Genomic DNA, 18,678 nt, shown 5'->3' on the forward strand with positions numbered 1-18,678 from the left:
CGGTGCCGTCGCCGGCCGGGGTCCGCGGACCGGCGCTGTCGGTGCCGGGTGCGAGAATCATCGGCAGCACGACAGAACGACAGCAGTACCGCTCGCGATGATCGACGATCAGGGAGACGCACCATGGCACCCGCCATCCCAGCCTCGATGGAACGGCCGCACTTCATCGGCATCGGTGGAGCCGGCATGTCGGGCATCGCCAAGATCCTCGCGCAGCGCGGCGCCCAGGTGGCGGGCAGCGACGCCAAGGACTCCGCGACCGCCCGGGCCCTGCGCGACCTCGGCGCCACGGTCCACATCGGCCATGCCGCCGGGCATCTCGCCGCCGACGCCACCAGCGTCGTGGTCTCCTCCGCGATCCGCCCCGACAACCCCGAGCTGGCCGCCGCCCATGAGCGCGGCATCCCCGTCGTGCACCGCTCCGACGCGCTGGCCTCCCTCATGGACGGCCTGCGCCCCATCGCGGTGGCGGGCACCCACGGCAAGACGACGACGACCTCCATGCTCGCCGTCTCCCTCGGTGCCCTCGGCCTCAAGCCGTCCTACGCCATCGGCGGCGACCTCGACGCCCCCGGCTCCAACGCCGAGCACGGCTCCGGCGAGATCTTCGTCGCCGAGGCCGACGAGAGCGACCGCAGCTTCCACAAGTACGCCCCCGAGGTCGCCATCGTCCTCAACGTCGAGCTGGACCACCACGCCAACTACGCCTCGATGGACGAGATCTACGAGTCCTTCGAGACCTTCGTCGGCCGCATCCGCCCGGGCGGCACCCTGGTCATCTCCGCCGACCACCCCGGCGCCCGCGAGCTGACCGCCAAGATCGCCGGCCGTTACGACATCGAGGTCGTCACCTACGGCGAGTCGCCGGACGCCGACGTCCGCATCCTCAAGGTCAACCCCCGCGGCCTGACCAGCGACGTCACCGTCGCCCTGACCAGCGGCAAGATCCTGACCTTCACCGTCTCCGTCCCCGGCCGGCACTACGCCCACAACGCCGTCGCCGCCCTGGCCGCCGGCGTCGCCCTGGACCTGCCGCCGCACAACCTCGCCTCCGCCCTCGGCAAGTACACCGGCGTCAAGCGCCGCCTGCAGCTCAAGGGCGAGGCCGCCGGCGTCCAGGTCATCGACTCCTACGCCCACCACCCCACGGAGATGACCGCCGACCTGGAGGCCATCCGCGGCGCCACGCAGGGCTCGGACAGCCGTATCGTCGTCGTCTTCCAGCCGCATCTCTTCTCCCGCACCCAGGAGCTGGGCGTGGAGATGGGCCAGGCGCTGGCCCTCGCCGACGCCTCCGTCGTCCTGGACATCTATCCGGCCCGCGAGGACCCCATCCCCGGTGTCACCAGCTCCCTGATCATCGACGCCGCGCGCGCCGCCGGCGCCGACGTCACCGCCGAGAGCGACCAGGCCGCCGTCCCGGACGTGATCGCCGGAATGGCCGGGCCCGGTGACCTTGTTCTCACCATGGGCGCGGGCGATGTGACCGACCTCGGCCCCGCCATCCTGACCCGCCTGGGCAGCTGAGCTGAGGAGGAGGCACCCAGATGCCGTACGAGATCGACAAGCCCGATGAGCAGTGGCGCGCCGAGCTGACCCCCGCCGAGTACCAGGTGCTCCGGCAGGCCGGCACCGAGCCCGCGTTCGTCGGCGAGTACACCGACACCAAGACCGCCGGTGTCTACTCCTGCCGTGCCTGCGGCGCCGAGCTCTTCCGCTCCGACACCAAGTTCGAGAGCCACTGCGGCTGGCCGTCCTTCTACGACCCCAAGGACTCCGAGGCGGTCGAGCTCATCGAGGACCGCTCCCACGGCATGGTGCGGACGGAGGTCCGCTGCGCCCGCTGCGGCTCCCACCTCGGCCATGTCTTCGCCGGCGAGGGCTACCCGACCCCCACGGACCAGCGCTACTGCATCAACAGCATCTCGCTGCGGCTGACGGCGGACGAGGACTGACGAGCGACGAAGACGACTGACGGTCGGCCAAGCCGGCTGACACCGGACGAGACGCGGGGCCGGCGGCGGGCGGGGCAACCCCCTCCCACCGCCGGCCCCGTGCCGTTGTCAGTCGTGAGCCGTGAGCCGTGAGCCGTGAGCCGTCAGCCCCGCCTCATGCCGTCATGGCGATGGCCGTCACCACGAACCCGGCCTCGACCAGCCACCCCCCGCTGAACTCGGTGACCTCCCTGCCGTCGACGACGGGGCCGGGGACGAGGAGGCGGGCGGTGAAGGTGGCGTCCGTGGGGTCGAGGGTGAGCAGGGCGTCCTCGAAGCCCAGCCAGCGCTGGGCGAGGGGGTACCAGGCCTTGTAGACGCTCTCCTTGGCGCTGAAGATCAGCCGGTCCCAGCTGACTTCCGGTTCCAGGTCCGCCAGATGGCGGAGCTGGGCGCGCTCCTCGGGCAGGGTGACGAGATCGATGACGCCGGGGTCGTCCACGGGCAGGTTCGGCTCCGCGTCCAGACCCACGGTCACTATGTCCCGGCGCTGGGCCACGGCGGCCGCGCGGTAGCCGGCGCAGTGCGTCATCGCGCCGACGACACCGGCCGGCCACTGCGGCGCCCGGTCGCGGCCGGGCAGCAGCGGCGCGGGGGCGAAGCCCAGCCGGGACAGCGCACTGCGGGCGCAGCTGCGTACGGTGCCGAACTCCAGCTGACGCTTGGGCACCGCCTTGGCCACCAGCGCCTGTTCCTCGGGGAACATCTCGGACAGGGGCACGTCCTGAAAGGCCTCGGCGGTCACGATCGGCGCGGGCAGCAACTTGTCGATCATGCGTGGCTCCCCGTGACGTCGGGCGCGACCGCGGCCGGGGTGGGAAGGATCTGGACCGGGCGGCCCGGTTCGCCGGAGCGGCGCTGCCACTCCCGCGGGTAGCCGAGCGACACCTCCTGATGGGGGATGCCGTCGCACATCAGCAGCCGGGGGATGTGCAGATGGCCGTAGACGACGGTGGCGGCGCGGAACCGCCGCGGCCAGTCGGCGGTCGCCTCCGTACCGCACCACAGCGCGAACTCCGGGTACCACAGCGGCCGGGTGGGTTCGCGCACCACGGGCCAGTGGTTGATCAGGACGGTCGGCAGCTCCTCCGGCACGGCGGCGAGCCGGGCCTCGGTGGCCGCCACCCGCGCCTGGCACCAGGCCTCCCGCGTCGGATAGGGGTCCGGGTGCAGATGGAACTCGTCGGTGCACACCACCCCGGCCTCCTCGGCCTGGGCGAGCGCCTCCGCCTTCGACGTCAGCCCCGGCTGGCGGAAGGTGTAGTCGTAGAGGAGGAAGAGGGGGGCGATGACCGCGGGCCCGCCGACGCCCTCCCAGACCGGATAGGGGTCCTCGGGCGTCAGGACGCCCAACTCCCGGCAGATGTCCACCAGATGCTCATAGCGCGCCACGCCGCGCAGCTGCACCGGGTCGTCCGGCGGGGTCCACAGTTCGTGGTTGCCCGGCACCCACACCACCTTGGCGAACCGCTCGCTGAGCAGGCCGAGCGCCCAGCGGATGTCGGAGACGTACTCGCCGACGTCACCGGCGACCAGCAGCCAGTCGTCATCGGACCGCGGTCTTAACCGCTCGACGATCTCGCGGTTCTCCTTGTAGCGGATGTGCAGATCGCTGACGGCCACCAGGGTCCCGCGCCCGCCGCCCCGTACGGAGCCGGGAGCGGGGGCGGTGGGGGCTGGGCCGGCGGCGCCGGGTTCTAGGGTGCGGATCTCATAGGTCACCATCGAAGTAAAGACGGTGTGGAGGCCAGAACGAAAGGCGGGGCGGGCACACAGCGGCGTCGGTCACCGGGCTGGTGGTGTGGGGGGCGGCGGGGGAGCGGGTCGGGCGGCGGTGTGGGCGGACGGCGCGCCGCCGCGCCGGATGCGGGTGGCCAGCCACAGGTCGAAGCGGTCGTCGGGGTCGTCGAGGCGGCGGCCGGTGAGGTCCATGGCCTTGTCGAGGCGGTTGCGCACGGTGTGCCGGTGGACGCCGAGGCGGCGGCTGGTGGCGTCCCAGGCGCCGCCGGTCTCCAGCCAGGCCGCCAGGGTGGCGATCAGCTCCTCGCCGTTGTCCGCGAGGTCGAGCGGACCCAGCACGGAATCGGCGTAGCCGTGCAGCGTACGGCGGTCACCGAGGTCGAGCAGCAGCCGGCTGGACTGGCTCTGCCGGGCCTCCTCCGGCTCGCCGCTGGACCGGCTGACGGCGAGCAGACCGGCGGCCTGACGCAGCGACACCCGTACGGCCTCGGGGGCGGTGGCCGGGCCGATGCCCGCCGGGCAGTGCGGCGCGAAGCGGGCGAGCACATCGCGGATGTCCAGTTCCTCGCCGACCACCGCCTCGATGAGCCGGCCAGGTGCGCCGCCCGGCGCCGCTTCGGTGACCCGGACCAGGCCGCCGGGCATCGCCAGGGCCAGATCGGCGGCCGTCTCCTGGGCGGCGTCGGCAGCCGCGTCCCCCGTCGGGTCTCCCGCAGGCCGTCCGGCACCGGCCGCACCGTCCGCGCCGCCCGGATCCACCACGACCCCCCGCACCCGCTCGGCGGTCAGCCCCACCGAGTGCAGGATGTCCCGGGCCCGGTCGGCGGACGGATCCTCGTCGGCGACCAGCTCCGAGAGCAGTGCCGACCTGCGGCGGCGCTCCGGCTCGTCGCGCAGATGCCGGCGCTCCAGCTCCAGGGACAGCAGCGAGACCAGACCGGGGACGACCGAGCGGGCGGCCTCGTCCGGGCTGCCGGTGAGCAGCAGCAGCCCGCGCAGCCGCCGCGCACCCAGCGGCTGCACCTCCAGCTGCTGCCCCGCGGCCGTACTGGACGCGCTGCCGCGCAGCCCGCGCGTGGCGACCCTTTCGATCAGCTCGCGGGCCTGCGCGGGCGGTGGCTGCGGCTCGCGCCCGCCCGCCGCCAGCAGGCGCCCCAGCGGATCGAGCACCACGGCGCCGACCCCGGTGGCGGCCGTCCACTCCGCCAGCATCGGCCGCAGCCCGTCGCCGGCCGCCGCGGCGGCCGTCAGCCGCCGCTGGGTCGCGAACGCCCGGTGCAGCGCCGCACGCTGCTCGTCGGCCCGCGCGTCGAAGACCGCCTTGGTGACGGCGATGAACGGCACCTCGTCCGGCACCGTCAGCAGCGGCAGGCCCGCCTCCTCGGCCGCCGCCACCAGCGGGCGCGGCGCCTCCTGGTACGGCAGTCCCTGCCCCAGCCCGAGCGCCAGGCACGCGGCCCCGCCCTCGGCGACGTCCCGGACGTAGGCCCGGCAGGCGGCCGGCTCCATCGGCAGCAACAGGCCGATGGTCATCAGCAGTTCACCGCCCTGCAGCCACTTGCCCGGCGTCAGCAGATCCGAGACGGTCGCCGCCTCGACCGTGCGGTCCAGCAGCCGCGGCGGCACCTCGTAGGTGACCGACAGACGGAGATCGGGCCTGGCCAGGAGGTCGGAGATACGCAGGGGCACGGCTCCAGTGTCCCTCAGACAGCGCCTAGGGGCCCAGGACCACCACCGACTCCGGCGGGAGCCGCAGCACCCCGTCCGCGCCGGGGAGCCGGGCCTCGGGCCAGCCCGCCAGTGCCTGCAGGCCGGTGTCCCGGTCCGCCACCGCGATCTCCGCCGTGGTGTCCCGCCCCAGGTTGACCGCCACCCGCAGCGGGCCGCGCCGCAGCAGCAGCCAGCGGGCGTCCTCGTCGAAGCGGACGTCGGTGTGGCGCGGATCGGGGTCGGTCAGCGCGGGCAGCTCGTGGCGCAGCGTCAGCAGCGTACGGTGCCAGGCCAGCAGGCGGGCGTGGGGCGGGCGGGCCGGTTCGGACCAGTCCAGGACGCAGCGGTCGCGGGTGGCCGGGTCCTGGGGGTCGGGCCAGTCGCCGACCTCGCCCGCCCACTCGTGCGCGGCGAACTCGCGCCGCCGGCCGGCCCGTACCGCCTCCGCCAGCTCCGGATCCGTGTGGTCGGTGAAGTACTGCCAGGGCGTGGTCGCCCCCCACTCCTCACCCATGAACAGCATCGGGGTGAACGGCGAGCACAACACCAGCGCGGCGGCACAGGCGAGCAGCCCGGGGGGCACGTCGGCGGCGAGCCGGTCGCCGAGCGCCCGGTTGCCGACCTGGTCGTGCGTCTGGGCGTAGGCCAGCAGTCGGTACGCGGGCGTGTCGCGCAGGTCCAGCGGCGCGCCGTGCACCCGGCCGCGGAAGCTGGAGTACGTACCGTCGTGGAAGAAGCCGCCGGTCAGGGTCTTGGCGAGGGCGGCGAGCGGGGCACGTGCGAAGTCGGCGTAGTAGCCCTGGGATTCGCCGGTGAGCGCGGTGTGCAGGGCGTGGTGGAAGTCGTCGTTCCACTGGGCGTGCAGGCCCTGGCCGCCGCCCTCCCGGGGTGCGGTGGTGCGCGGATCGTTGAGGTCGGACTCGGCGATCAGGAACAGCGGGCGCCCCAGGCGGCCGGCCAGCCCGTCCACGGCGGCGGACAGCTTGGCCAGGAAGTGCGGGCTCCGGTCGTCGTGCAGCGCGTGGACGGCGTCCAGCCGCAGCCCGTCGAGCCGGTAGTCGCGCAGCCAGGCCAGCGCACTGCCGACGAGGTAGCCGCGCACCTCGTCGGAGCCGGGCGCGTCGAGGTTGACCGCCGCTCCCCACGGCGTGTGATGGGTCTCGGTGAAGTACGGCCCGAATTCGGGGAGGTGGTTGCCCGACGGTCCGAGGTGGTTGTGCACCACGTCGAGGACGACTCCCAGGCCCAGGCCGTGCGCGGCGTCCACGAACCGCTTGAACCCGTCGGGCCCGCCGTACGGCTCGTGCACCGCCCAGGGCGCGACCCCGTCGTACCCCCACCCGTGGGTGCCCGGGAACGGGCAGACGGGCATCAGCGACACATGGCTGACCCCCAGGTCGGCGAGGTGCCGCAGCCGCGCGGCCGCGGCGTCGAAGGTGCCCTCGGGGGTGTACGTCCCGATGTGCAGCTCGTAGAGGACCGCGCCGGGCAGCGGGCGGCCGGACCACGGGTGCCGCCAGCCGAACCGGTCGTGCTCGACGACCGCGCCGGGCCCGCCGGGGCCGTCCGGCAGCCGCGCGGCGCGTGGATCGGGCCGCGGCGGCCCGCCGTCGAGCCGGAAGGCGTAGCGGTCGCCGTCGCGGGCCGGCGCCTCGGCGCGCCACCAGCCCGCGCGGTCCTCGTCCCGCTCCATCGCGACCAGCGGTTCACCGGCCCGGTCCCCCGCCCACTGGAGAACGACCTGCCCGGCCCTCGGCGCCCACACCTCGAACAGCACGGCCGTCCTCCTTCGATCGCGGCGGTTCCCACGAGCCAAGCATGCCGTCGCGCCCCCGCACAGCCCGGCGGGGCGGTGCGGGCCGACAATGCGCCATCGCGCTGGGCCGTTCCGGGGAGCCGGCCGACGTGACCGGGTCGACCGCCCCGCGCACCTACATCGCCTGGACAGCGGCACGCGGTGGTCGGACAATCACGGCATGACTTCGCTCGAGTTCCCCGCGCGCCCGGCGCGCCCGTCGGATGCCGACCGGGAACGCGCTCTCGATCTGCTGCGCGACGGCGCGGCGCAGGGACGGCTGTCCCAGGACACCTTTCTGCGGCGTCTGGAACTCGTCCTCACCGCCCAACAGCACTCCGAACTCGACCTGGTCACCGCCGACTTGGAGAGCCGCGGCAAGTTCCAGGGCACCCTGCTGCGGATGGTCGGCCGGGTATCGGCCTTCCACATACGGGTGCGCAGGGCCTGGCGCACCGAGCGGCTGCCCAAGCTCCTGCTGCCGGAGCCGGGACCGTTCCCCCTGCTCATAGGGCGGGCCCCGGGGGTGGGCCTGCGCCTGAACCACGAGACGGTCTCCCGCGCCCACGCCGAACTCCGCAGCGCCGGCAAGGGCTGGCTGCTGCGCGACCTCGGCTCCACGAACGGCACCTGCGTCAACGGCCGCCGGGTGGTCGGCGAGGTCCCCGTCGGCCCCGGCGACCACATCACCTTCGGCAGGGTGGACTACGTGCTGACGGAGCGCTAGGGCCTGACCCATCGGGCAGGCCCTAGGTGCATTGCCCCAGGACCTGGCTCCCCTCCCTGAGCGACGCCGCGTCCTGCCGTAGCGGGCGATCGCCCGACGGATACGACATCCACACCCCTTCGCCGTGCGTCAGCCCCGGCAACAGCCCCTCGAACTCCTGGACATGGCGGGCCGGCAGGGCGCCGCTGAGCAGCCAGGACCGGCGGCCGCCGGAGGTCTCGCCGAGCTCCGCGCCCAGCGCGGCCAGCCGGGCGGTCACGGGCGCGAGCGCGGCGAGCGGGACCTCGGCCTCGAAGGCGTGGTACGGCTCGTACACCCGGGTGCCGGCCCGCTCCAGGGCGCGCAGCAGCACGCCGGGCGTGACCGCGCGGAAGTGCCCGGCGGTGCTGACCGGGCCGATGAAGCCGGAGCGGGTCAGCACCGCACGGCAGTCCGTCACCGCCAGACCGCGCGGGCCCCGCCGCAGGGTCGCCAGTACGGTCTCCTCGACGGCCTGGTGGAAGCCGTGCGGAAGCGCCCCCAGTTCGGTCTCGTAGGCGAAGACCGGGCCGGAGCCGCGGGCGCCCGGTTCGACGCGCAGCCCGACCGTGGCCCAGGGGCCGGTGTGGCCGCGCCGGGCGATCTCGTGGAGCGCCTCGCCGACGCCGCACGGCCGCTCCACGCACACCACCCGGCTCGGTGCGAACACGGCCTCGATGCCGTACTCCTGACGCAGGGTGGCCGCGATGATCTCCTTCTGCACCTCGCCGTGCAGCAGCACCGAGGTGGCGCCGTCGGGCGCGGGGCGGACCTGCAGCAGCGGGTCCTGGTCGGCGAGTGCCAGCAGCGCGGCGCGCAACGCGGCGGCGTGTGCCGGATCGCCGGGCCGGACGAGGGTTTCGAGGGTGGGGGAGGGGAAGAGACCGGCCTCGGCGGGAGCGCCGGTGGGCGGGCCGAGGCGGTCGCCGGTCCGGATGCCGGGCAGCCCGCGGAGCACCGCGATGTTGCCCGGGGTCAGCGGTCCGTCGTCGCCGGGCGGTCGCCCGACGACGTCGAGTGCGGTGATCCGGCCGGTCAGCGGGCCGCCGGCGCCGTCGGGGGCGCCCGGACGGTGCAGCTCGATCCGCTGCCGGGGCCGCAACTCGCCCTCGTAGAGCCGGATATGGGCCGTGCGCTCGCCCCGCGGCGACTGGTGGACGGCGAAGACCGTGCCGCGGGGTTCGGTGCCCGTGACCACCGGGGCCGGTGGGATCAGCCGGACCATGCCGTCGACGAGCGTGCCGACGCCCTGGCCGCCGAGCGCCGAACCGAAGTACACCGGGTGCAGCGAACCGTCGGCGGTGCGCGCGGCGAGGGCGGCGCGCAGCCCGTCCGCGGTGGGCGGCGGGCCCTCGACCAGCTGGGCCAGCACGGACTCGTCCGCCTCGGCCACCGCCTCGGCGATCCGGTCGCGGACCCCCGGGTCCTCCAGCGCGTACGGCACCGAGCGCGCCCCTGGGGTGCCCAGGCCGGACACCGACGTCATGGGGACGGCGACCGGCGTCAGCAGGCGGCGGATGTCCGCGAGCAGCGCCTCGTCCCGGGCGCCGACCCGGTCGATCTTGTTGACGAAGAGCAGGGTGGGCAGCCGCAGCCGCCGCAGTGTCCGCATCAGCACCCGGGTCCGGGCCTGGACGCCCTCCACCGCGGACAGCAGCAGCACGGCGCCGTCGAGCACCCCCAGGGCGCGCTCGACCTCCGCGATGAAGTCGGAGTGCCCGGGGGTGTCGATGAGGTTGATCTGGACCTCGCCGACGGTGAAGGAGGCGACGGCCGAGCGGATGGTGATGCCGCGCTGCCGCTCCAGCTCGCCGGTGTCCGTACGGGTGCTGCCGGCGTCGACGCTGCCGAGCCGGTCGATGGCGCCGGTGTCGAACAGCAGCCGCTCGGTGAGGCTGGTCTTACCTGCGTCGACGTGGGCGAGAATCCCGATGTTCAGGGTGTGCGAGGGAAGCATGGAAGGTGGATTCCTCAAGAACGGTCGTCCGGACGGGGCGAGGGGGCGTTCCGAGGAATCCGCGCATTCCGTGCTCCTGCTTCAGAAAGGGTCGTGCTGACCGGGCCATGCTGACCAACGGCGCGCCCCCGCGCAACCGAATTGATCGTCCGGTCCGCGGGGGCGCGCCCCCGTCCGCTCAGTGCTGGTGCAGCCCGCGGCCGGCCAGCGTCAGGAAGGCCTCGCCGACCGCCTCCGACAGGGTCGGGTGGGCGTGGACGTGCTGGGCGATGTCGGAGGGTTCGGCGTCCCAGGCCACGATCAGCTGGCTCTCCGAGATCATCTCGGAGACGTGCGGCCCGACGAGATGCACGCCGAGCACCGCACCGGTGGCCTCGCCGCCCGCACCGTCGGCCGCCGCGATCACCTTCACCATGCCGCCCTGTCCGTGCACCATGCCCTTGGCAGTGGCGGCCAGCGGCATCGAGTTGACCTTGATCTCCAGGCCGCGGGCGCGTGCCTCGGCCTCGGTCAGACCGACCGACGCGGTCTGCGGCGAGGAGTACGTCACCCGCGGGACGGTCGCGTAGTCCACCGGCCGCGTGGGGACGCCCGCCAGAGTCTCGGCCACCAGCAGGCCCTCCTCGAAGGAGGCGTGAGCCAGCCCCAGCGACGGCGGCGGCAGCAGATCCCCGACCACGTGGATGCCCGGTACGGCGGTCTCCAGCCGCGACCAGTCCGCCGGCACGACGAACCCCCGGGCGTCCGTGGACAGTCCGGCGGCCTCCAGGCCGAGCCCGTCGCTCACCGGGGCGCGCCCCACCGCGACCAGCAGCCGCTCGGCCTCGATCACCAGCTCCTCGCCGCCGGCGGTGGTCACGGTGGCCCGGACACCGTCCGGCAGCAGCTCGGTGCCGGTGAGGGTGGCGCCCGTACGGACGGTGATGCCGCGCTTCTTCAGGCCGCGCGCCAGGTGGCGGCCGACGTCCTCGTCCTCCAGCGGGAGCAGCCGCTGCGCCGCCTCGACGAGTGTGACCTCGGCGCCCATGGAACGGTGGAACGAGGCGTACTCGACGCCGATCGCGCCACCGCCCAGGACCACTACGGACGCCGGGAGTTCGGCCGCGAACAGGGCGTCGTCGCTGGTCACGATCGTGCGGCCGTCCGCTTCCAGGCCCGGCAGCAGACGCGGCCGGGAGCCGGTGGCCAGCACGATGCCGCGCCGGGCGGTGACGTCCCCGGCGCCCTCGATGTGGACCGTACGCGAACCGGTCAGCCGTGCCGTGCCCTTGACGACCCGGACCTGTGCCGTCGACAGGTGCCCCGCCACGCCTTGGTGGTTGCGGGCGACGATGTCGTCGCGGGTGGCCACCAGCGCCGGCCAGTCCAGGGCGTCGACGGTGGCCTTGACGCCCCACCGCTCCCGGGCCTCGGCGATGCCGTCCACCAGCTCGGCGGCGTGCAGCATGGCCTTGCTGGGGATGCAGCCGCGGTGCAGGCAGGTGCCGCCGATCAGGTCGCGCTCGGCCAGGACCACCCGCAGGCCCAGGGACGCGGCGCGCAGGGCGGTGCTGTAGCCGCCCGTGCCGCCGCCGATGACGATGACGTCCGTGGTGTTCGAGTCTGTCTCACTCATGCGATCAGGCATGTGCTCAGACTCCGCCCACCTGCGGCGATGAGTCCAAGGCAATGTTTCTATGGTGGTGATGAAGGATCGTCATGGGCGGTGGGGCGTGCGGCGGGGAGGGGCGGGGCGATGAGCCTGCGGCAGATGGAGTATCTGGTGGCGGTCATCGAGGAGGAGTCCTTCACCCGCGCCGCCGAGGCGCTGCACGTCACCCAGTCCGCGCTCTCGCACCAGATCAAGGCGCTGGAGCGGGAGGTCGGCGGCCCGCTGCTGGAGCGGATGCCGCGCGGGGTGCGGCTGACGGCGATGGGCCGGGCCTACTTCCCGCACGCCGAACTCGCCGTCCGCAGCGCCCGGCAGGCCCGCCGCGCCGCGCTGGCCGCCGGCGGCGCGCACAGCGGCGAACTGCATATCGCGACGGTGCATGCGCAGGCGATCGGGGTGCTGCCGGAGGTCTGCGCACGCTGGACCCGCGAGCACCCCGGTGTGCGCCTGGTGCTCCACGAGTACGCCACCACCGAGGAGCTGGAGGAGCACATGGCGCGCGGTGTCGCCGACATGGCGCTCGGGCCGGGCCCCAAGGACTGGCAGGGGCCGGTCACCGTCGTGGGGCGGGAGCGGATGGTGCTGGTCGTGCCGCACGGCGATCCGCTCGCCGCCCGCGAGTCGGTGCGGCTGGCCGAGCTGGCCGACCGGTCCTGGGTGCGGTGCAGCCTGGAGCCGATGGTCGAGGGCCGGCGCTGGCTGGACCTGGAGTGCGAACGGGTGGGCTTCACCCCGCGTACCGCCGTCCGCACCCAGCACAGCTCGACCGCCGTGCGGATGGCGTCGGCGGGCGTCGGCGTCCTGCTGACCGCGGCCCATGAACTGCGCGGCCTGGACTGTGCGTCGGTGCCCACCGACCCGCCCTGGCGGCGCGAGATCACGGTCTTCTCACGCGTCGAACTGACCGGTGCCGCCGCGGAGTTCACCGAGCTGCTGCGGGCCGCCGACGGGGCGGGGGACGACGGCCCCCGGTCCGGCCGGCCAGCCGACTGACGGCGCGTCACTCGCGGACCAGCAGCGCCACCGGCGACTCCCCCAGCAGTTCGCTCAGCCCCACCACCGCGCCGCCCGGCAGCTCCCGCCCGCTCAGCAGCTCGCGCCACGTCCCCCCGGAGGGCAGCCGGAGCCCGGTGTCCCACCAGCCGCCGGTCTCCACCAGCCGCAGCGACAGCCGGGTCACCACCGTCAGCACCCGCCCGCCACGGCAGAACGCCACACAGTGCTCGGCCGCCGGCCCCTCGGCTTCCACCGGCTCGTACGCCGCGCCGGCGCCGAACCACCGGGGGTGCTCGCGCCGCAGCCGCAGCGCCGCGGCCGTCAACCGCAGCTTCTCGCCGGACAGATCGCGCGGCGCGGCCCCGCCGTCCAGCTCGGCGAGCAGCTCCGGACGGAACCGGGCCGGCCGCCGGTTGTCCGGGTCGACCAGCGCGGCATAGCCGAGCTCGGTGCCCTGATAGAGGTCGGGGACGCCGGGCATGGTCAGGTGCAACAGCGTGGCCCCCAGTACGTTGGCGCGGACGAACGGGGCCAGCTCCTCGCCCAGCGCGGCGAGCGGGGCGGCCGACGGACCGCACGGCCCGCCCAGGACGAACTCCGCCACCGCCTCCTCGTAGTCCGCGTTCCGCTCGGTCCACGAGGTGCGCAGCCCGGCCTCCCGTACGGACTTCAGGACCGCGGCCGCGACCCTTTCCCAGCTGTCGTCCGGTGGGGGTGCCCCCAGCGGTAGCTGGGGGAGCGCCCCCGTCGCCGCGGACTGCCCGGCGGGCGCGCCCAGGCCGAACGCGGTCTGCCAGACGAGCCAGGACACCATCGGGTCCGCCGGGCCCGCGCCGTCCATCGAACCGCCCGCGGCCCCGCACACCGCCGCCTCGCCCATCGCGCCGAGCGCGTCCCGCCACCGGTCCGGGCACTCCGACAGCACCGCGATCCGCGCCCGCACATCGGCGCTGCGCTTGGTGTCGTGGGTGGTGAGCACCGTGGCCGTCGCCGGCCAGTCCCGCTGGATCCGGGCGCAGTAGGCGTGGAAGGCCGCGGGGCCCCGCGCGGGCTCCCCGGGGTCGCCGCCGACCTCGCAGGCCGACAGCAGCACCGGATAGCGGTAGAAGGCGGTGTCCTCGACGGACTTGGCGCGCAGCGCGGACGCGGTCTGGGCGAACCGGGCGGCGAAGTCGGCGCGGTCCGCGTCGTGCCGCTCGGGCGCGGGCTCCCGCGACCCGTCGCCCCCCGCCGCCTCGTCCGTCCACCGGCCCAGCGCCAGATCGTGGACCAGGTCCACCGCCCGCGCCTCCTCGGGCACCCGGAACGCGCCGCGCGCCCGCACCGCCGCCCGCCCCAGCATCGCCGCGTCCGTCACCGCCCGCGTCGCGTCGGCGGCGTACGGCCGGTAGACCGGCAGCCGCACCAGCAGCTCCCGGATCGCCTGCCGCAGCGCCCAGGGTGCGTGGTCACCGGGCCGCGGGTCGCGCGCGCTGATCCGTGCCGCGGTCCGCACCAGCCGCTCGACCTCCGCGGCCAGATCGTGGGTGACGACCTCGTACGCGGCCCGGCGCACCGTCTCCTCCCAGTCGCCCCCCTCGTCGGCCAGCGGGGTGACGAAGTCGCGGTAGTGGGAGAAGAGCCGCCCGGAGCCCTGTGGGCAGACGAAGAGCCCGTCGATGTGCCGCAGCGCGTCATAGCCCGTCGTGCCGGCGCAGGTCCAGCTCGCGGGCAGCCGCTCGTCGCCGGTGAGGATCTTCTCGACGACGGTCCAGCGGCCCCCGGTCGCCTCGTGCAGCCGGGCCAGATAGCCGGCGGGGTCCACCAGGCCGTCCGGGTGGTCGATCCGCAGCCCGTCGATGACGCCGTCACGGACCAGCCGCAGCGCCGTGTCGTGCGTGGCCGCGAAGACCTCGGGGTCCTCCACGCGCACCCCGATCAGCTCCGAAATGGTGAAGAAGCGGCGGTAGTTGAGCTCGCTGCGGGCCAGCCGCCACCAGGCGAGGCGGTACCACTGCGCCGGCAGGAGGCGCTCCAGCGGAAGGTCCTCGGTGCCGGGGCGCAGCGGGAAGGTGTGCGCGTGATAGCGCAGCACCCCCTCCGCGGCGTCGACGCGGAAGTGCTGCGCCTCGTCGCCGAGCGGCCCGTGGAGCACCGGCAGCAGCAGACGCCCGCCGTGCCCGCCGTCCCAGTCGATGTCGAACCACCGCGCAGACGGGGAGGCCGGCCCGTCGCGCAGCACCTCCCACAGCGGGCCGTTGAGCGCCACCGGCTCCGGCACGGCCATGTGGTTCGGCACGATGTCGACGACCAGCCCGAGCCCGTGCGCACGGGCCGTCGCCGCCAGCGCCCGCAGCCCCCGCTCGCCGCCCAGCTCGGCCCGTACCGCCGAGTGGTCGACCACGTCGTAGCCGTGCGTGGACCCCGGCACCGACTCCAGCACCGGGGAGAGATGCAGATGGGAGACGCCCAGCGCGGCCAGATGGGGGACGGCCCGCTCGGCGGCGGCGAACGGGAAGTCCGGCTGGAGCTGCAGCCGGTAGGTGGCGGTCGGCGACGGACTCGATGGCTGCGTCATGGGAACACCCGTACCCCGCCCGGGGCCCGATCTGTCATCTCCTTCCGGCATTGTCATCACCCGAGCGGCCTGATCACTCTCACCGGCAGCGGCTGCTCCCCAGCCGGCGCTGGTGTCCGTACTCCGCGACGCGCCGGACCCCCGGCACGGGCATGCGGCCGCCTGGACACTGGGCCGCTACCCGGCGCCCGTGGCCGCCTGGCGGCTGGGACCGGCCTGACCGGACGCCCGAGGCTACGCCGGCCGCTGCAGCACCAGCAGGCTCCGGTCGGTCAGCGTCAGCCGGTCGCCGGCCTTGACCTTGGCGCCGGCGCCGTCGGCCACCCCCTCCGGCCGGTCGGTGTCCACCACGACCTGCCACTGCCGGCCGAGGTGCTCGGGGATCACGAACTCCTTCTCCTGGTCGTGGGCGTTGAACATCAGCAGGAACGAGTCGTCGCTGATCGGCTCGCCGCGCGGACCCGGCTCGGAGATCGAGCTGCCGTTGAGGAAGACGGTCAGCGACTTGGCGTGCACCGACTGCCAGTCGCGCGGCCCCATCTCCCCGCCGCCGGCCGTGAACCACGCGATGTCCGACAGCTCGTCGTGGGTGCCCTCCATGGGGTGGCCCTGGAAGAACCGCCGGCGCCTGAAGACCGGGTGGTCGCGCCGCAGCCACACCATCTGCCGGACGAACGCCAGCAGCGCCCGCTGCTCCTCGTCCGCCCCCGGTGCCTCCTGCGGCCCGGCCGCCTCATCCGTCGCGTTCGCCCCGTCCGCCCCGTCCGCGTCGTCGGCCGTCCCCGGCTCGGCGCCCGCCCCCGGCACGTCCTGCGGCCAGTGCACCCACGACAGCTCGTTGTCCTGGCAGTAGGCGTTGTTGTTGCCCTGCTGGCTGCGTCCGAACTCGTCGCCGTGGCTGAGCATCGGCACGCCCTGCGACAGCATCAGCGTGGCGAGGAAGTTCCGCATCTGCCGGGACCGCAGCCGCCGCACCGAGGGATCGTCGGTGGGCCCCTCGGCGCCGCAGTTCCAGGACCGGTTGTAGCGCTCGCCGTCGCGGTTGTCCTCGCCGTTGGCCTCGTTGTGCTTGTCGTTGTACGAGACCAGGTCGCGCAGCGTGAAGCCGTCGTGGCAGGTCACGAAGTTCACCGAGGCCAGCGGCCGCCGCCCGTCCTCCTGATAGAGGTCCGACGACCCCGTCAGCCGGGACCCGAACTCCGCCAGGGTGCGCGGTTCGCCCCGCCACAGATCCCGTACGGTGTCGCGGTACTTGCCGTTCCACTCGGTCCACAGCGGCGGGAAGTTGCCCACCTGGTAGCCGCCCTCGCCGACGTCCCACGGTTCGGCGATCAGCTTCACCTGGCTGACGACCGGGTCCTGGTGCACCAGGTCGAAGAACGACGACAGCCGGTCGACCTCGTGGAACTGCCGGGCCAGCGTCGCCGCCAGATCGAAGCGGAAGCCGTCCACCCGCATCTCCTGCACCCAGTAGCGCAGCGAGTCCATCACCAGCTGGAGCACGTGCGGGCTGCGCATCAGCAGCGAGTTCCCGGTGCCGGTGGTGTCCATGTAGTACTGCCGGTCGTCCGACAGCCGGTAGTAGGAGGCGTTGTCCAGCCCCCGGAACGACAGGGTCGGACCGAGATGGCTGCCCTCGGCGGTGTGGTTGTAGACCACGTCGAGGATCACCTCGATGCCGGCCTGGTGCAGCGCCCGTACCGCCGTCTTGAACTCCAGCACCTGCTGCCCGCGGTCGCCCCAGGACGCGTAGGCGTTGTGCGGGGCGAAGAAGCCGATGGTGTTGTAGCCCCAGTAGTTCGTCAGCCCCGCGTCCACCAGCCGATGGTCCTGGACGAACTGATGCACCGGCATCAGCTCCAGGGCGGTCACCCCCAGCTCCGTCAGATGGTCGATGATCGCCGGGTGCGCCAGTGCCGCGTAGGTGCCGCGCAGCTCCGCGGGGAGCTCCGGGTGGAGCATCGTCAGGCCCTTGACATGGGCCTCGTAGAGGACCGTCTCGTGGTACGCGGTGCGCGGCGGGCGGTCGTCACCCCAGTCGAAGTACGGATTGACCACCACCGACGCCATGGTGTGCGGCGCCGAGTCCAGGTCGTTGCGCACCTCGGGGCGCCCGAAGTGGTAGCCGTAGACCGCCTCGTCCCAGTCGATCCGGCCGCTCATAGCCCGTGCGTACGGGTCGAGCAGTAACTTCGCCGAGTTGCAGCGCTGCCCCCGCTGCGGCTCGTAGGGGCCGTGCACCCGGAAGCCGTAGCGCTGTCCCGGCATCACCCCCGGAAGGTAGGCGTGCCGCACGAAGGCGTCGCTCTCGCGCAGCTCGACGGCGGTCTCCGAGCCGTCGTCGTGCAGCAGACACAGCTCGATGCGCTTCGCGGCTTCGGAGAACACCGCGAAGTTGGTGCCCGCCCCGTCATAGGTGGCACCCAGTGGATACATCTGTCCCGGCCAGACCTGCATGCGTAGACTCTTCCACTTTCTCGTCGGGCGCTGCGGCGACTCCACGACACGCGTCCGCGGACCGAAGCAAAATCTTCCGCAACCTGTCGCAACTTGTCGTACACGGCGGTCTTTTCCTTGGATCTCGGCTGAATAGTGGGCAACCTGTCGCGATGTCGGTTCGTCCTATTGGACGTCCTACTGGAGGACTGACGGGGGAATCCGAGATGCGTGTCACGGAATGTGACAGCAGGGGGGAACCGTGCACCAACTGATGCACCGCCACCTCGGCAAGGTCGTCGCGACCGCCGCCATCGCACTGACGGGCACCGCCGTCATGGTGGCGGTCACCCTGCCCGCCGGCGCCGACGACGCAGGCAGCGCCCGGCCCGCCGCGGCCGGCGAAGCCGCACCGGGGCGCGACCCGGGGCAGCCGCCGCCCGGTGTCGTCGAGCAGGTCCGCGCCCAGGGGGAGCGCGGCCAGGGACGCGATCCGCTCACCGACGACGAACTGCGGCGTGCCCGGGAGCTGGCGCTGCCGCGCCCCGTGCGCGGCGTCGCCAAGGACGTCACCGGCAAGCCGGGGCCCGAGCCGCTCACCACCGACCTGGCCGAACTCGGCCCGTCGGAGGTGGGGCTCGCCGACCCGCCGCGCCGGGCGAACGTCTCGTACTACGACTACGCGAGCGACCGCTACATCACCAAGACCGTCAACCTGACCACCTCGAAGGTGGAGTCGACCGACACCCAGCACGGCGTCCAGCCGCCGCCCAGCCACGACGAGGCAGTCCAGGCGGCGCGGCTGCTGATCGCCGCCCCGCTCGGCTCGGGTCTGCGCCAGGACTACCGCGACGCCACCGGTCGCGACCTCACCGGCCCCGATCCGCTCGCCGTGACCGGCTTCGTCTACCGGGGGCGCGCGGAGGGCGACGCGCCCGGCGCCCTCGCCGCCTGCGGGGAGCACCGCTGCGTCCGCCTCTTCACCAAGATCAAAAACGGTCAGTGGATCGACACCCGCCGCTTCGTCATCGACCTCAGCGCCCGCACCGTCGCCCGCCTGAGCTGACCGTGCCGAGCGGGCCCGCCATCGACCTCCA

Annotated in this window: 13 protein-coding genes; 5 read left to right on the forward strand and 8 right to left on the reverse strand. The window is 73.8% G+C overall.

Translation table 11 applies throughout. The features are described 5' to 3' along the window. Window positions 1-123: 123 nt before the first annotated feature. The gene (gene murC / locus ACFWZH_RS18395; RefSeq protein WP_384431608.1) at window positions 124-1,527 is read left to right on the forward strand and encodes a UDP-N-acetylmuramate--L-alanine ligase; all 1,404 of its coding nucleotides are present in this window, start codon (window positions 124-126) and stop codon (window positions 1,525-1,527) included. Between the two features lie 20 nt (window positions 1,528-1,547). Further along, window positions 1,548-1,955, forward strand: coding sequence for a peptide-methionine (R)-S-oxide reductase MsrB (msrB, locus tag ACFWZH_RS18400; RefSeq protein ID WP_384431611.1), 408 nt, complete (start codon window positions 1,548-1,550; stop codon window positions 1,953-1,955). A gap of 154 nt (window positions 1,956-2,109) precedes the next feature. Here the strand turns inward: msrB and ACFWZH_RS18405 are convergent, their stop codons facing one another. The 4 genes from ACFWZH_RS18405 to treZ all read right to left on the reverse strand — a co-directional run bounded on the left by ACFWZH_RS18405 (window position 2,110) and on the right by treZ (window position 7,221). Continuing rightward, window positions 2,110-2,769 carry a 4'-phosphopantetheinyl transferase gene (locus ACFWZH_RS18405; protein WP_384431614.1) on the reverse strand — a complete coding sequence of 220 codons (660 nt, stop codon included), beginning with the start codon at window positions 2,767-2,769 and terminating at the stop codon, window positions 2,110-2,112. After that, window positions 2,766-3,716 (reverse strand): metallophosphoesterase family protein, encoded by a 951-nt coding sequence (locus tag ACFWZH_RS18410; RefSeq protein ID WP_384431737.1) that lies wholly within the window; start codon window positions 3,714-3,716, stop codon window positions 2,766-2,768. The genes ACFWZH_RS18405 and ACFWZH_RS18410 overlap by 4 nt, the downstream gene beginning before the upstream one ends. A 63-nt stretch (window positions 3,717-3,779) precedes the next feature. Next, window positions 3,780-5,423 (reverse strand): PucR family transcriptional regulator, encoded by a 1,644-nt coding sequence (locus tag ACFWZH_RS18415; protein ID WP_384431615.1) that lies wholly within the window; start codon window positions 5,421-5,423, stop codon window positions 3,780-3,782. A gap of 25 nt (window positions 5,424-5,448) precedes the next feature. Beyond that, window positions 5,449-7,221, reverse strand: a complete 1,773-nt coding sequence (treZ, locus tag ACFWZH_RS18420; protein ID WP_384431618.1) for a malto-oligosyltrehalose trehalohydrolase — start codon at window positions 7,219-7,221, stop codon at window positions 5,449-5,451. Between the two features lie 199 nt (window positions 7,222-7,420). Between treZ and ACFWZH_RS18425 the strand changes: the two genes are divergently transcribed. Then, entirely contained in the window at window positions 7,421-7,966 is a 546-nt protein-coding gene (locus ACFWZH_RS18425) for an FHA domain-containing protein (RefSeq protein WP_384431621.1), read from the forward strand. A gap of 22 nt (window positions 7,967-7,988) precedes the next feature. On the opposite strand, the gene otr(A) is transcribed toward ACFWZH_RS18425, so the two are convergent. Together otr(A) and lpdA are read right to left on the reverse strand one after the other, a co-directional pair. Next, window positions 7,989-9,941: a tetracycline resistance ribosomal protection protein Otr(A) gene (gene otr(A) / locus ACFWZH_RS18430; RefSeq protein WP_384431624.1), complete on the reverse strand. Its 1,953-nt coding sequence runs from the start codon at window positions 9,939-9,941 to the stop codon at window positions 7,989-7,991. 178 nt (window positions 9,942-10,119) lie between these two features. After that, the gene (gene lpdA / locus ACFWZH_RS18435; protein WP_384431626.1) at window positions 10,120-11,556 is read right to left on the reverse strand and encodes a dihydrolipoyl dehydrogenase; all 1,437 of its coding nucleotides are present in this window, start codon (window positions 11,554-11,556) and stop codon (window positions 10,120-10,122) included. A 120-nt stretch (window positions 11,557-11,676) separates the two neighbouring features. On the opposite strand from lpdA, the gene ACFWZH_RS18440 reads away from it, so the two are divergent. Beyond that, window positions 11,677-12,585 (forward strand): LysR family transcriptional regulator, encoded by a 909-nt coding sequence (locus ACFWZH_RS18440; protein ID WP_384431629.1) that lies wholly within the window; start codon window positions 11,677-11,679, stop codon window positions 12,583-12,585. Window positions 12,586-12,592: 7 nt separating this feature from the next. Here the strand turns inward: ACFWZH_RS18440 and treY are convergent, their stop codons facing one another. Next, on the reverse strand, window positions 12,593-15,145 hold the full coding sequence (gene treY / locus ACFWZH_RS18445) for a malto-oligosyltrehalose synthase (protein ID WP_384431632.1): 2,553 nt from the start codon (window positions 15,143-15,145) through the stop codon (window positions 12,593-12,595). Window positions 15,146-15,379: 234 nt separating this feature from the next. Then, window positions 15,380-17,602 carry a glycogen debranching protein GlgX gene (gene glgX / locus ACFWZH_RS18450; protein ID WP_384431636.1) on the reverse strand — a complete coding sequence of 741 codons (2,223 nt, stop codon included), beginning with the start codon at window positions 17,600-17,602 and terminating at the stop codon, window positions 15,380-15,382. Window positions 17,603-17,843: 241 nt separating this feature from the next. On the opposite strand from glgX, the gene ACFWZH_RS18455 reads away from it, so the two are divergent. Continuing rightward, window positions 17,844-18,647 carry a Tat pathway signal sequence domain protein gene (locus ACFWZH_RS18455; RefSeq protein ID WP_384431639.1) on the forward strand — a complete coding sequence of 268 codons (804 nt, stop codon included), beginning with the start codon at window positions 17,844-17,846 and terminating at the stop codon, window positions 18,645-18,647. The last annotated feature ends 31 nt before the right edge of the window (window positions 18,648-18,678 follow it).

It is taken from the genome of Streptomyces sp. NPDC059008 (assembly GCF_042749045.1).
GTDB lineage: Bacteria > Actinomycetota > Actinomycetes > Streptomycetales > Streptomycetaceae > Streptomyces.